Genomic DNA, 12629 nt, shown 5'->3' with positions numbered 1-12629 from the left:
CAGGGCTCAGCCGCCGAGCAGTCGCCGCCGCACCGAGGCCACCGCGCCGCGCAGGCGGTGCGTAAGCCGCAGCTTGTTCAGCAACTGATCGACGCTGCCCGCAGTGGCGTCGATCTCCCCGCGTAGTGCGCCCAACTCGTACGTGAGGCTCCCCGCCTGGCGAAGTGCCTGCTCGCGTTCGCGGGCAAGGTGCAACGTCGCTCCGAGGCCCTCGCTGCTGTCGGCGACCGCAGACCGAAGATGCGCGCGGGACGCGGTCGCCTTCGTCTCTCGTGCCCCGCGGAGATCCGTTCGCACCGAAGCCCGCGCGGCTGCGGCGCGACCGTGCGTCGCGACAGTCCGTCCGAAAGCCGCGGCATAGCGCGAGAGGATGTCGGCCGGCGCGAACGCCTCCGACAACTCGGCCCCCCGGCGCCGGGCGCGTTGCTGCATCGCGGGGAGATCATCGAGGACATCGCCGAGTGCCTGCGCGAGTGCCGCCGCGTGCGCAGGATGATCCGCGGCCGCAACACGAAACAACTCTTCACCTTCGATCTGCACCGGATCGACGACCGGTCCGTCGATGAGCGCGCCCGGGAGGCCGTCCGGCGCGCCGTCGCCGAGAAGCCGGGCCGCGTCGCCCGTCCGCGTGAGAACTGCGGGAACACCAGCGGCCAGCGCTTCGATGACGGACAGGCTCAAGCCTTCGAGTACCGACGGCATGGCAAGCACATCCGCCGCGGCCAGAAGGCGACCCACGTCGTCGCGCTCGCCGAGGAGCGTGACCGCACCGGCCGCACCGCTACGCGCGATACGCTCTTCGACCCGCGCCGCGTAGGACGGATCTCCGATACCGCCCGCGATCCAAGCGCGGAGACCGGGCCGCTGCGGCCCAAGCCGGCAGACCGCATCGACGAGCGCGAGTTGGCACTTGATGGGGTCGATGCGTCCCACCTGGAGCACCAGAGCGGCATCCTCGGGAAGATCCAACTCGCGGCGGGCCGTCCCGCGATCCATCGCCCGTCCGGCGCCCCCCGCACGATAGGCATTCGGGATCACGCAGAGCCGCCGCTGATCGATCCCGAACCGCGCGGCGGTGAAGTCCGCTACAAACTGTGACACCGCCGTGTATCCGTTTACGAGCGGGTCCAGGGCACGGAACTCATCGACGACACTCGCGCCCACCCACCCGTAAGCGTTGTGCAACGTGGGAACGACCGGGATGCCACGCGCCACGGCCGGTCGTACTCCGATCATCGAGAAATGTGGATTCAGGAGATCGACCCGCCGAGAATCCAACACGTCCCCGAGTTCACGTACGCGGTCGCCCGCCCGCAAAACGACGACGTCGATCCCCACGGCGCGCAACTCGGCCGCGCGCGCGCCACCCCGTTCAGTGCAAACGACGACCGGGTCTATGCCGACAGCGCCGAAGCCCAGGGCCAACTCCGCAACGACGTTCTCGAGTCCGCCGCGATCCAGGGACTGCACCTCGAGCGCGACGCGCAACCAGGGTTCGTCCCGCGCCTGGACCCGGCCGACGGGCGAAGATACCACGTGCGCGAGTGCCGGCGCCTCGGGCAGCAGCACACTCAGGTCCGGGTCCGCGGAGACGTCGATTGCGGCGCCGGCAGCGCACGCCGCGAAAACGAGTTCGACCGCGTGCGCTCGCAGTTCCAGGAGTCCTGTGCGAACGACGGCGCGCGCAACTTCTAGTTCCCTTTCTCCTCCACCCGTAGACGATCCGGTGAAGTCCTCCGGATGCAGAGTCGCGAGCGCCCTGTCCAGTACGTGTGCGCGCTCCCACCGACTCGCCTCCGCCTCCGGTTCGCCCGGTTCGCGTGCGCGCGAAGGCTCGTTCACCACGGACGTCGGCGAAACGACGAGTGCGCCCGTCTCGAGAAGACGCAGCCACAGATCGAGGTGGTGACTGAAGCGCAGGCTCGGATCGAATCCACCCGCCGCCCGAACGGCCGTTGTCCGAAGAAGGGCCCCGCCGCCCGGCGGCACGACGTCGGCGAAGAGCACCCCCGGTAGATCGGCGGGCCGACCGGACACAGCGCCCCCCGCCGCCAGACTCAGGACACCGACGAGCGCCGGGTCGGCCGAGGCGATCGCGAGCTGCCCGGCCATCGTCTCCGGCAACCAGACCTCATGGCAGCCGAGGCCGACCAGCCACTCTCCCCGCCCCACGGCAGCCCCGAGCGCTAGCGCCCGCGCGACACCCTGAGGCGGATGGGCGAGCACGCGGACCCGGTCCGGGGCCTGCGCCGCCAGGCTGGCCGCTTCGTCCGGCGCGGATCCGTCATGGAGGACCAGCAATTCGAGGTCGACACCCGTCTGCCCCAGGACGCTCGCCGCAGCCGAGGAAGAGCGCCCGAACTCCGCCCCGATCGGCAGAAGGACACTCACGCGTGGTGCGTTTCCCATCTCCATTCCCCGCGACTCCTATCCACCGCGGTGTTCGCTTTCAAATCGGGCGGTGGCTGGGTAAGTCTCCCTTGTCCTGCAGCACGACACGAGCGAGATGAAGCCGGAGCCGTCCGAGGCGCAAACGACGCCCCCAGCCCCCGCTGGCATCCGCCGTCTGTACAAGACGGCCGAGGACGCGATCGGCCCACTTCTCCCACGAGGCCTGCGCGACGTCTGGCGCCGGATGATCGGTCGGCCGCCTCTGCCCGTGCGAGCCGAGGCGCCCACAGCCGCAACACCACTGCCGGCGGCACCCAAGACCTTCGATGTCGTCTGCTTCCCGATCATCGCGTGGTCCTTCCGGTTCCAACGTCCGCAGCAGCTCATGCGCGAGCTCGGCCGACAGGGCCACCGGGTCTTCTGGGTCGATCCCGACTCGATCAAGGACGGAATCGGCGGACACGTTCGGGGCGAGCTCGCAGCGAACGTCTTCGACGTCGGACTCCGCGGTGAGGCACCCCGAGACCCGTTCCGCGACAGCCTGCGCGACCCCGATCTCGACGAACTGATGCTACAGCTCCGGGCGCTCCAACGGGACGCGGGGCTCGCTTCCGTGATCGCGATCGTGCAGCTCCCCTTCTGGGCACCCCTCGCGCGCCGCGCACAGGACGAGCTCGGCTGGACCATCGTCTACGACTGCATGGACGACCACGCCGCATTCTCGACGAACGACGACCAGATGCTCGCCGGCGAGGATTGGCTGATGCGCAAGGGCGCTCTGGTCGTCACCACCTCCCGCCGCTTGCGGGCACGAGCCGAGTCCAAGGCACGTCGTGTCGTGTCGATCCCGAACGCGTGCGACTACGACCACTTTGCCCGCGCCGCGCAAAGTCTCCCGAAGCCTGCTGCCCTCGACGGAATTCCGAAGCCCATCGTCGGGTACATCGGCGCGATCTCCGAGTGGTTCGACTTCGATCTCCTGCGGCACGCCATCGGGGCCCACCCCGAATGGAATTTCGTGTTGGTGGGCTCGACCTGGGGCGCGGGCCCGCACGAGGATCTCCAGCGGGCCGCTAACGTGCACTTCCTCGGCGAGCAGCCGTACGTCGACCTTCCGCCCCTCCTCTCCGCGTTCGACGTGGCCTGCATCCCGTTCCAGCTGACTCCGCTCATCGAAGCCACCGACCCGGTGAAGCTGTACGAGTACCAAGCTGCGAGGAAACCGGTCGTCGCGAGCCGACTCCTCGAACTCGAAGCGCACGCTGAGCGCGTCGCCCTCGTCGACACGCCCGAGCAGTTCACCGATGCGATCGAAGCGCAGCTCGCCGCCGACGGGCCGCAGCAGCGCCAGAAACGCGCGGCGTTCGCCGAAGAGAACACCTGGGCGAATCGCGCTGCAGTTCTCGAGGCCGCTCTCGAAGCCACTTTCGCGCCGGTGAGCATCTGCATCGTGACGTGGAACAATCTACCCCTCACGCGTGCGTGTCTCGATTCGGTTCTCGCCGACCGTTCCTGGCCGAACGTCGAAGTCATCGTGGTCGACAACGCGTCGAGCGACGAGACCCCTGCCTACCTCTGCGCACTCGCCGAGCGTGACTCTCGCGTACGCATCGAGCTGAACGACGACAACCGCGGTTTCGCGGCCGCCAACAACCAGGCGATCGAGATCTCGTCCGGCCGCTGGGTCGTGCTCCTGAACAACGACACCGCCGTGCCGCGAGGCTGGCTGTCCGGCCTGATCCGCGTCCTCGAAGACGACCCCACGATCGGTCTCATCGGGCCCGTCACCGACGGAGTGTGGAATGAGGCGCGCGTCGATGGCGTGACCGTGAGGGCCGATCAGGTGGACACGTTCGCCGCACAGTGGGCGCGCGAGCATACGGGCCGCGTCTATCCGATCGGGATGTTGGCGATGTACTGCGTGGCGGCCCCGCGAGCCGTCGTCGAGCAGGTCGGAGCTCTCGACGAACGCTTCGGAATCGGCATGTTCGAAGATGACGACTACGCGCACCGCGTGCGACGGGCCGGGTTCCGGCTCGCGTGCGCGGAAGAGGTCTTTGTCCACCACGCCGGCCAAGCCAGCTTCGACAAGCTCTCACGCAAGAACGCGCTCTGGGAGGAGAACCGGGCCAAGTTTGAAGAGAAGTGGGGCGCGGCGTGGCGCCCACCCGGCCTCGGAACCCGCACGCGCGTCCTCGCCCACCGCGAAGAGCTCGCACGGCATCTCGAGCCGTACGACGGCCGGACACCGGTCGTTCTTCTTTCCGGGACCGACGGGGTGGACCCCGAGGCCGCCGCGATCGCCGAAGGGCTCGGCGCGCAAGGTCATCCGGTCCTCGACGTACGCCTTCCCGGGACGAACGAGGAGGAGCGCGGGATTCAGTCCACAGGCAGTCGGCTCGTGAGCACACTCCCGCTCGAAGCGTTCGATGAGCTTCCCGGCGCGATCGTTCTCCCGAGCGCGTCCCGCACGTTCGACCTCGCCTACTTCAGACGTGCACGTGTCGTCTACGTGGACGAGCCGGAAGCCTCGTACGAGGCCCGACAGGACCTCCTCGGCCAGGCCGAGATCGTCGTCGGCGAGGGAGCGACGGAGGCTACGCGGGTCCCGCGCGGCGAGACCTCACGCGTCCTCGCCCTCCTGGGCACCACTGCCGGCTGACACGGCCTCGACGTACGCCCGTGCAACCGGCTCGGCCGCGAAACGCGCATTGATCGCGTCGCTCGCGCCGTTGATCACGGCGGCCCGGAGCCCCGCATCGTCCAACACCCGCAGCACTTGGCGCGACGCGCCATCCGTATCATCGACCTCGAAGCCGAGGCCCGTGGCCCCCTCGACGACGAGTTCCGCCAGACCACCCGTACGCGAAGCGACGACCGGGCAGCGACACGCCTGCGCCTCGAGGACGGTCATGCCGAAGGGCTCGAAGCTCGACGTCGGCACGAGAGCGCCGCCGCTCGCGGCCAGAGCCGAGTAGAGGGCCGGCATCCGGCCGTAGGCAAGAGAGGGGATCCAACGGAGCCGCCCCATCAGGTCGAGCGAGGCGACGCGCTCGCGGAACTCCCTCTTCACCACCTCCGGCGCCGCCAGACCACCCACAACGACGAATTCGGTCTGCGGACGACGCCGGGCGACAGCGCCCGCCACCTCGAGGAAGTGACGCCAGTTCTTCTGGTCTTCCAATCGTCCGACCCACCCGATCATCGGCGCGAGGGCCGGCCGATCCGGCAGCGTGAATCGGAACAGCTTCGTATCCACCGGATTCGGCACGACGACGCTCGGAAGCGCGGCCGCCGCAACGGCCGGATACTCACGACGAACGAGCTCAGCCTCGTAGGCGGACGGGAACAACAGCAGGTCGGCCCCGCTCGACGCGACCTCTCCGAGGTAACCCATGTTCGCGAAATTGTTGGAGTGCACTTCCGCAACGGTGCGCCCGCGAAAGCGACTCCGTGCGATCAGCGGAGCCACGCTCGGCGTGTCGATCGTCGCGACGACGTCGAGGGCCTCGTCTTCGAGCAGGTCGCGCAGACGCGCTTCGCCCGGTGCGATCTCGACGTCTTCGAGACCGGCAAAAACTGCCTGCCCGCCGAGATCTTCCAAGAGAACGATCCGCGGCTCATGACCGAGCCGGCGAAGCCCGACGGCTCGGTTGCGCAACACGGTCTCCACCCCCCCGAAGGAGCAGATCTGGTAGACGAAGAGGATCTTCACGGAACCGTTGCTCAGAGCGCCTTCAAGAGATCCGACGAGTCCGCACTCGCGAGCGCGTCGCACAGCGCGTTCACGCGCTCGCTCCATCGACTCACCTCGACGAAAGCGGCGACAGCATCCACATCGGGCTTCGAGGAAAGCGCCCGCGAGAGAGCCGGGGCGAAATCCGCGCGATTGCAGACTTCGACGGACGGCACACCGGCGAGATGCGGCATGTCGACCACGACCGACGGCAGCCCGAGCGCCAGGTATTCGTAGAGCTTGATCGGGTCCACCGCCTGCGTGAGCGGTCCGGGAAGAAACGGCACGATCCCGACGTGCCAGGAGCGCGTTCTCTCCTCGAGTGCCTCGTGCGGCACGGGTCCCGGAACGTCCACGTTCGCAGGCAGGTCGAGGTCGTCGGGTGCGCCGTGCCCGATGATCTCGAAACGCCACTCCGGATGGGCGCGCGCGGTGTCCCGGACCAGATCCCAATCGAACCACGCGGGCGTCAGATGGCCGAAGTAGCCGATCACCGGCTCACCGGTTCGGGACCGGGGCTCCGCACCCGCGAACGACTCGACCGCGACACCGTTGGGCAACACGGGAACGGAGTTTCCGCGACGACCCATGGCTTCCAGCCGCGCTGCGAGGACCGGGTGCGTGGCGACGACGAGGTCCGCGTTCTGTGCCAGATGACGCTCGACTCCCGGGTCGTACCAGTGCGCCTGACCGACCCGGGCGAACTCTTCCCAATCGTCGACGCAGTCATAGACCGTCGTGAAGCCGTGAGCGTTTGCGAGATCGATCTGTTCGAAGAGATAGGCGTCGGGGAATTCCATCAAGAAGATCTTCTCGAGCCCGGGCGCAGCGAGATCCATCAGCGGACGCTGCAAGCGGAAGAACTGATCGATGGGAACCGGAAGCAGCCGGTCGTGGGGCGCCGCCGCGATGGCCTCCGAAAGCTCCCAACGCCAGTAGAAGAAGACCACGAAGTCTCCGCGCGCGAGGATCTCCCGTGCGAGCCAGGTGGAGCGCTGGCCCTGCGTCTCCGAATACGGGTCCGTCGTGTAGAGGACCCAGAGGCGGGCCTCGGCTTCCGAAGTCACCGACCCAAGGAAGCGCTGCGCCCCCGCATCATCGAGCGAAACGACAGGCGCGACCGTCTCCGAAGACGATGCGCCGTTTCTCTGCAGCGTCGAGCGAAGTCGCCGCCCGATCCGGAGCTTATCGAGAGCCCTCTCCGCGAGGGCCCCGCCATCGCGCGCGCGTCGCCCTGCCGAGTCCGCCGCGCGGCGCGCGTCGGAGAGACGCTCGACGAGGCTCTCGCTGTCGACCTGGGATCGCACCGCGGCCCCCGCGTCCCCGAGGGCACCGACGAGAGTGCGGAGGGCCGCGTCTTCGGCGACACCAGTGTCCGCCGACCGAGCGACGGCTCGGTGCTTCGAGAACGCGTCGCGCCGAAGCTCCGCGGCATGGGAAGCGGCGGCGCGAATGACGTCCTCCGCCACCTGACGTTCCGAGTCATCCCCCTCGGGCCAACCCGACCACGTCGGCACACCGAGGGCGACCGCCACATCGACCGCCGGATGAGACGGATCCGCGATGAGGAGCGCGACCTGATTCCGAGCCAGGGCCGCTTCCAGTTCGGCGTTCGAGCCGTCGTGTCGCAGGATTTCGACGGGAAGATCCGCGGCAGGTGGCGCATCGCCCCGCGGGCCCCGGGCGTGCAACAGGATCAACCGCACGCCCCGCTGCTCCAGCGCCTCTGCAGCCGCCGCTCCAGCCTTTGCGAGCTCCATACCGAGATCGCTTGCGGTGCCGAGCGCGACGCAGATCGGCGCGGGAAATGCTCCCGGCGGCGGGCTGTGGAGTTCCTCGTCCACCGCAGGAGGGGCCGGCGGTGGTGCGAACCAGCCCTCCGCTCGAACCAGCTCCGGCATGTGAAGACCGAGAACCTCGAACGGCGCGTCGCCCGGGAAGTACGCTCCGGCCGCCCGCGCCTCACCCACGAGCCGGCCCGCCAGAGGGCGAAGCTCCGCCCGCTCCGTTTGCAGCAGGCGGCGAGCGAGTTCCGCGCGCGCGATCCCCTGCGCGGGCGAGTCGCGCTCTGCCCCGCCGAGTGCGGTCACGGCGGCTTCGAGCGGATCACCGCGGAGCGTCCGCAGAAGCGCCCGCGCGTGCTCGGCACCGTCGACCGAGGCGTCGATCGCACGGGCGGAGGCCTGCAGGCGTCGAAGGCCCGGCGCCGGGAGCACTAAGACGGATTGACCCTGCACCAGGCGGAGCCACAGCTCGTATTCCGGGCGGGCGACGAACGACGAATCGAAACCGCCGAGTTCGAGGAACACCTCGCGATCGAGGAGTGCACTCCCAAGCGGCCAGGGATGGCGGCCGACGAGATCCGGAAGAAGCGAGCCCGCTGCGTGCCGCCCCGGCGAGAGTGGTGCGTCGTCCGGACGCGCCTCGGTCGACACGGCCCCCGCCTCATCGACGTGCTCGACGGCGGAGAACACGGCCGCAACGTCGGAGTCGGCCACCGCCTCAAACTCCGCCGCGAGACACCCCGGTGCGAGGCGATCGCCGGCCGGAAGGAAGCGGATCCACTTCGTCCGGAGGGCCCGCGCACCGACCGAGAGACGTTCGGCGGTTCCCGACGCGGCGCACGTCAACGAGCGGACGCGCTCGTCCTCGACCGGCAGGGGGAGCGCGGTGGGCTGCACCACCACGACATCCATTTCGGAGTGCGTCTGATCCCGCAGGCTCTGCAACGTCGCGCGCAGCGCGGCCTCGTCCGCGGCCCCCCCGTCCGTCGACGAAGAGGGCACGACGATCCCGATCCGATCCTGCCAATCCCCGCTCGCCATCCCCGTGCTTCGCCTAACCCGGTGAGGCCCGGGGCCGCAACCGTAACCGTAACCTTCGGTCCCCGATTCACGTACTTCTCCCCTGAGATGAGCCGCTCCCCGCCGAATTGAGTCCGCGCCGCGGTGCTGGGGTGCCTCCTGCTGCCCCTCGTCACGGGATTCGCGCTCGAGAACAGCACCGTCCCGCGCGAGGAGATCCAAAGCCGCGGACCACCCAAGGACGGCATTCCCGGCCCTGCTCCAACCGAAGCCCGTCGCGGCCGGTGAGGCCGGGTCCCTGCAGAAGGACGACCTGCTCGTCGGCCTCAGGAGCGGCGATCTGACCCGGGCCTATCCCCTGCGGGTCCTCAACCGGCCCGAGGTCGTGAATGACTCGGTCGGCGAACAGGACATCGCCATCACATGGTGTCCGCTCACGGCGAGCGCCGTCGCCTTCGATCGCCGGGTCGAGGGCAATCTACTCACCTTCGGTGTCTCCGATCAGACGGGCCATCGCCGAAACTACGAACGCGACCCCTACGCCGACTGCCACGCATCGACGGGCCTGATGTTCGCGCTGAAGCGACACGACGCCCGCCTTCCCGACAAGACGCTCGTGTTCGGCCTCACCGTTGGGAACGAATCCGTCGCGTATCCGCTGAGCGCGCTGGAACGGGTGCGCGAGCTCTCCGACCGCATCGGTGGCCGCCGCGTCCAGACCTCCCGAGATGCCTCGTCAGGCGCGAGCGGTCTATCCTCGCTTCAGCTCATCGTAGGCCCGACGGATGTCGAGCGTGCGGCCATGCGCGAGCTTCTGCAGCTCTTCACCGAGATCGTCGACCTTGTCGGGGTGATACTGGCGAAGCTGGTCGTGGTACGCTTGGCGGATCTCGCCTTGCGAGGCGCTGCGCGAGATGCCGAGCACTTCGTGCGGATCGAACCGCCCCGCCGTCGTCCCGCCGCCGTCACTCCGTGCAGAAGAGGACGACCCCCCGCCCCCGCCGCTCTGAATCGTCGGCAGGCGTTTCCAGAACCACCACACGGCGACCCCCATCGCGAGCAGATCGTCGAGGAGCCCCACGGCCCCAGCCCGATCGGGGATGAGGTCGATCGGGGATCGGACGTAGAGCAGAACCCCTACCGCCACGACGACCCCGAGCGCGAGCCTGTTCACTGCGGTGGCGACTCCGGCTGCGACCCCTGGTTCAGCAGTTTGAAGAACTCGCTGTCGGGCGAGAGCACGACCGTGGTGGTGCCCGGCAGAGTGCGGCGATACGCCTCGAGCGTCCGGGTGAACTCGTAGAACTCTTCATCCCGGCCGAACGCCTCCGCGAAGATCCGAACGGCCTCGGCATCTCCCTGACCACGCAGGATGTCAGCCTCTTTCTGCGCTTCGGCGGTGAGCACCTGGACCTGCTTGTCCGATTGCGAGCGAATCTTGCGCGACTCCTCATCACCTTCCGCACGGAACTTCTTCGCCAGCCGCTCACGTTCCGTGCGCATCCGGCTGAAGACGTTCAGCTCGTTCTTCTCGGGGAGATCGGCGCGCTTGATCCGGACATCGATCACTTCGATTCCGTAGTCGCGCGAACTCAGGTCGCTCTTGGAGGTGATCTCCGACATCAGCGCAGCCCGCTTCGCACTGACGATCTCGTTCAACGTCTGACGGCCGAAGTTCTCACGTAGGTTCGAGTAGACGATGTCGTCGAGACGGGACTGTGCGCCGGCCTCATTGCGAACCGCGCGATAGAACTGGAGCGGATCGACGATCCGCCAACGCGTGTAGTTGTCGACGACGAGCTGCTGCTTGTCTCGCGTGAGCAGTTCCTTGGGCGCCGCATCGTAATCGAGGAGACGTTTGTCGAAGTAGATGACGCTCTGGATGAACGGGAGCTTGAAGTAGAGCCCCGGGTCTCGCACCGTGCGGACCGGCTCGCCCAACTGCAACACGACCGCCTGCTCCCACTGCGGCACCGTGAACGTCGCGAGACTCCACACGCCGATCACGGAGCCAAGTACGGCAAAGATTCCTATCCACCTGCGATCCATCACTGGTCTCCCGTCGGTGCCGCGGCCGCGGCCTTGGGCAGTCGATCGAGCGGCAGGTACGGCACGACATTGCCGGCCGATCCGTCGATGAGAACCTTGTCGACGTTCGGGAGGATTTCTTCCATCGCCTCCAGGTAGAGCCGCGTGCGCGTGATGGTCCTCGCCTTCGAGTATTCCTCGAACAACGCGTTGAAGCGCTCCGACTCACCGGTGGCTCGTTCGATCTTCGCCTGCCGATAACCGTCCGCCTGGTTGATCAAGCGAGCCGCCTGACCGCGCGCCTTCGGCAAGACGTCATTGGAGTAGCCGCGCGCCTCGTTGATCATCCGCTCCTTGTCCTGCTCGGCGCTGATGACGTCCTTGAAGGCGTCGGAGACCTCGTCCGGCGGTGCGACGTCCTGCAGCTGCACCGTCACGATCTGAATGCCGCTCTTGTAGCTGTCCAAGATCAACTGCATCGCTTCCTGGGCTTCGGTCTGGATGCGCTGACGCTCATCGGTGAGCGCGTCGTCGATCTTGTTGCTGCCGACCACCTGACGCATCGCCGCTTCCGAAGCTACGCGGAGTGTCGCGCGCGGATCACGAACGTTGAACAGGAAATCCGTCGCGGCATCGGGCTCCGGCTTCACTCGGTACTGCACGATGAACTCGAGCTTGATGATGTTGCCGTCGCCGGTGAGCATCAACGACTCCGGCTCGACCTGCCGGTACCGTGCGGGCGGACCGACGTCGACGGTCCGGAATCCGAACTCTTCCTTCCGGATCTGCGTGACGGACGGCTTCAGCACCTCTTCCATCGGCCAGGGGAGATGCCAGCCCGGCCCCGGGCCGACCTCACGGACGGCCTCGCCGAAGCGCAGCACGATTCCACGCTCGTCGGGACCGATGATGAAGATCCCGCTCGCCATGTAGAGAACGGCCGCCACGGCGAGGATCGGCCACGGCGAGAGGTTTCGCCCCCCACCTCCGCTACCGCCTCCGCCGAACTTCTTGCGGAACTTGTCGACGACCTCGCGCAACTCGCGCAGAGGATCGTCTTCGTTGGGATGATGGGCGCCATTCCCGAAGCCGTCCGACATGGGTGACCAGTACGGTCAGCAGTGAGTGGGGTCAAGCGGGATGGGGCTGGTCAGACCGTGAACTCGCGGATCCGTGCCTGCAACGCTTCAGCCTCCGGCGTCGGTGCGCCGCCCTGTTGAAGGCGCATCAGGACGGAGAGATCGCCTTCGAGCTTGATATCGCCCTGCACCATGGCCTGCATGGCCATCTGATCGTCGCCCTCAGCGAACATCTTCTTGGCCACGTCGAAGGGCATGCTCATCCGCGTCAGAGCCGCCTCGTCGGCACCCGGCAGGAAGCGCCCGGCGGTCATCCGCGCATCGATGTGGCCGTCGGGACCATCCGTGATGTGGACGTTGATCGTGATGTCGCGCACCTTCTCGGGCACCGGGGGATCGATCTCCTCCCGCAGAGCCTCGACCAGCGAGAACCACCCGTTCGAGAGGAAGGCCTGCGGCTCGTGTGCGGCCAGAGGCACGGCACTCTTTGGCGCGGCGGGGGCTGGATCCGATGCGGCCCCCGCCCCGCCCCCGCCCCCCCCCCCCGCCCCCCCCCCCCCGGGTTAGCGGGCCCGCGCCCGGGGCGCCCCC

General features: G+C 68.0%; 8 protein-coding genes. 1 reads left to right on the top strand and 7 read right to left on the bottom strand.

Annotation, left to right across the window (positions count from 1 at the left end; genetic code table 11):
• Positions 1–6: 6 nt before the first annotated feature.
• Positions 7–2415: a glycosyltransferase gene (locus P8R42_18455; GenBank protein MDG2306590.1), complete on the bottom strand. Its 2409-nt coding sequence runs from the start codon at positions 2413–2415 to the stop codon at positions 7–9.
• A 91-nt stretch (positions 2416–2506) separates the two neighbouring features.
• On the opposite strand from P8R42_18455, the gene P8R42_18450 reads away from it, so the two are divergent.
• Positions 2507–5053, top strand: coding sequence for a glycosyltransferase (locus P8R42_18450; GenBank protein ID MDG2306589.1), 2547 nt, complete (start codon positions 2507–2509; stop codon positions 5051–5053).
• Here the strand turns inward: P8R42_18450 and P8R42_18445 are convergent.
• The 6 genes from P8R42_18445 to P8R42_18420 all read right to left on the bottom strand — a co-directional run bounded on the left by P8R42_18445 (position 5015) and on the right by P8R42_18420 (position 12517).
• Positions 5015–6106, bottom strand: a complete 1092-nt coding sequence (locus P8R42_18445) for a glycosyltransferase family 4 protein (protein MDG2306588.1) — start codon at positions 6104–6106, stop codon at positions 5015–5017. The two genes, P8R42_18450 and P8R42_18445, sit on opposite strands and share 39 nt — an antisense overlap.
• Before the next feature lie 11 nt (positions 6107–6117).
• Positions 6118–8952 carry a glycosyltransferase gene (locus tag P8R42_18440; protein MDG2306587.1) on the bottom strand — a complete coding sequence of 945 codons (2835 nt, stop codon included), beginning with the start codon at positions 8950–8952 and terminating at the stop codon, positions 6118–6120.
• Positions 8953–9682: 730 nt separating this feature from the next.
• A complete protein-coding gene (locus P8R42_18435) occupies positions 9683–10105 on the bottom strand; it encodes a DnaJ domain-containing protein (GenBank protein ID MDG2306586.1) in 423 nt (140 codons plus the stop codon).
• Positions 10102–10980 (bottom strand): protease modulator HflC, encoded by an 879-nt coding sequence (hflC, locus tag P8R42_18430; GenBank protein MDG2306585.1) that lies wholly within the window; start codon positions 10978–10980, stop codon positions 10102–10104. The genes P8R42_18435 and hflC overlap by 4 nt, the downstream gene beginning before the upstream one ends.
• Positions 10980–12059: an FtsH protease activity modulator HflK gene (gene hflK / locus P8R42_18425; GenBank protein ID MDG2306584.1), complete on the bottom strand. Its 1080-nt coding sequence runs from the start codon at positions 12057–12059 to the stop codon at positions 10980–10982. Before hflK ends, hflC begins: the two co-directional genes overlap by 1 nt.
• Before the next feature lie 50 nt (positions 12060–12109).
• Complete coding sequence (locus P8R42_18420) at positions 12110–12517, bottom strand: SCP2 sterol-binding domain-containing protein (GenBank protein ID MDG2306583.1); 408 nt, start codon at positions 12515–12517, stop codon at positions 12110–12112.
• Positions 12518–12629: the final 112 nt, after the last annotated feature.

Source organism: Candidatus Binatia bacterium (assembly GCA_029243485.1).
Classification (GTDB): domain Bacteria; phylum Desulfobacterota; class Binatia; order UBA12015; family UBA12015; genus VGTG01.
Note: the sequence above shows the minus strand (reverse complement) of the source record. Positions and strands in the feature narration are given on the sequence as shown.

Excerpts from the sequence above, each read along its gene's own strand:
- P8R42_18455 (MDG2306590.1), bottom strand. The coding sequence starts at position 2,415 with ATGGAGATGGGAAACGCACCACGCGTGAGTGTCCTTCTGCCGATCGGG.
- P8R42_18450 (MDG2306589.1), top strand. The coding sequence starts at position 2,507 with ATGAAGCCGGAGCCGTCCGAGGCGCAAACGACGCCCCCAGCCCCCGCT.
- P8R42_18440 (MDG2306587.1), bottom strand. The coding sequence starts at position 8,952 with ATGGCGAGCGGGGATTGGCAGGATCGGATCGGGATCGTCGTGCCCTCT.
- hflC (MDG2306585.1), bottom strand. The coding sequence starts at position 10,980 with ATGGATCGCAGGTGGATAGGAATCTTTGCCGTACTTGGCTCCGTGATC.
- hflK (MDG2306584.1), bottom strand. The coding sequence starts at position 12,059 with ATGTCGGACGGCTTCGGGAATGGCGCCCATCATCCCAACGAAGACGAT.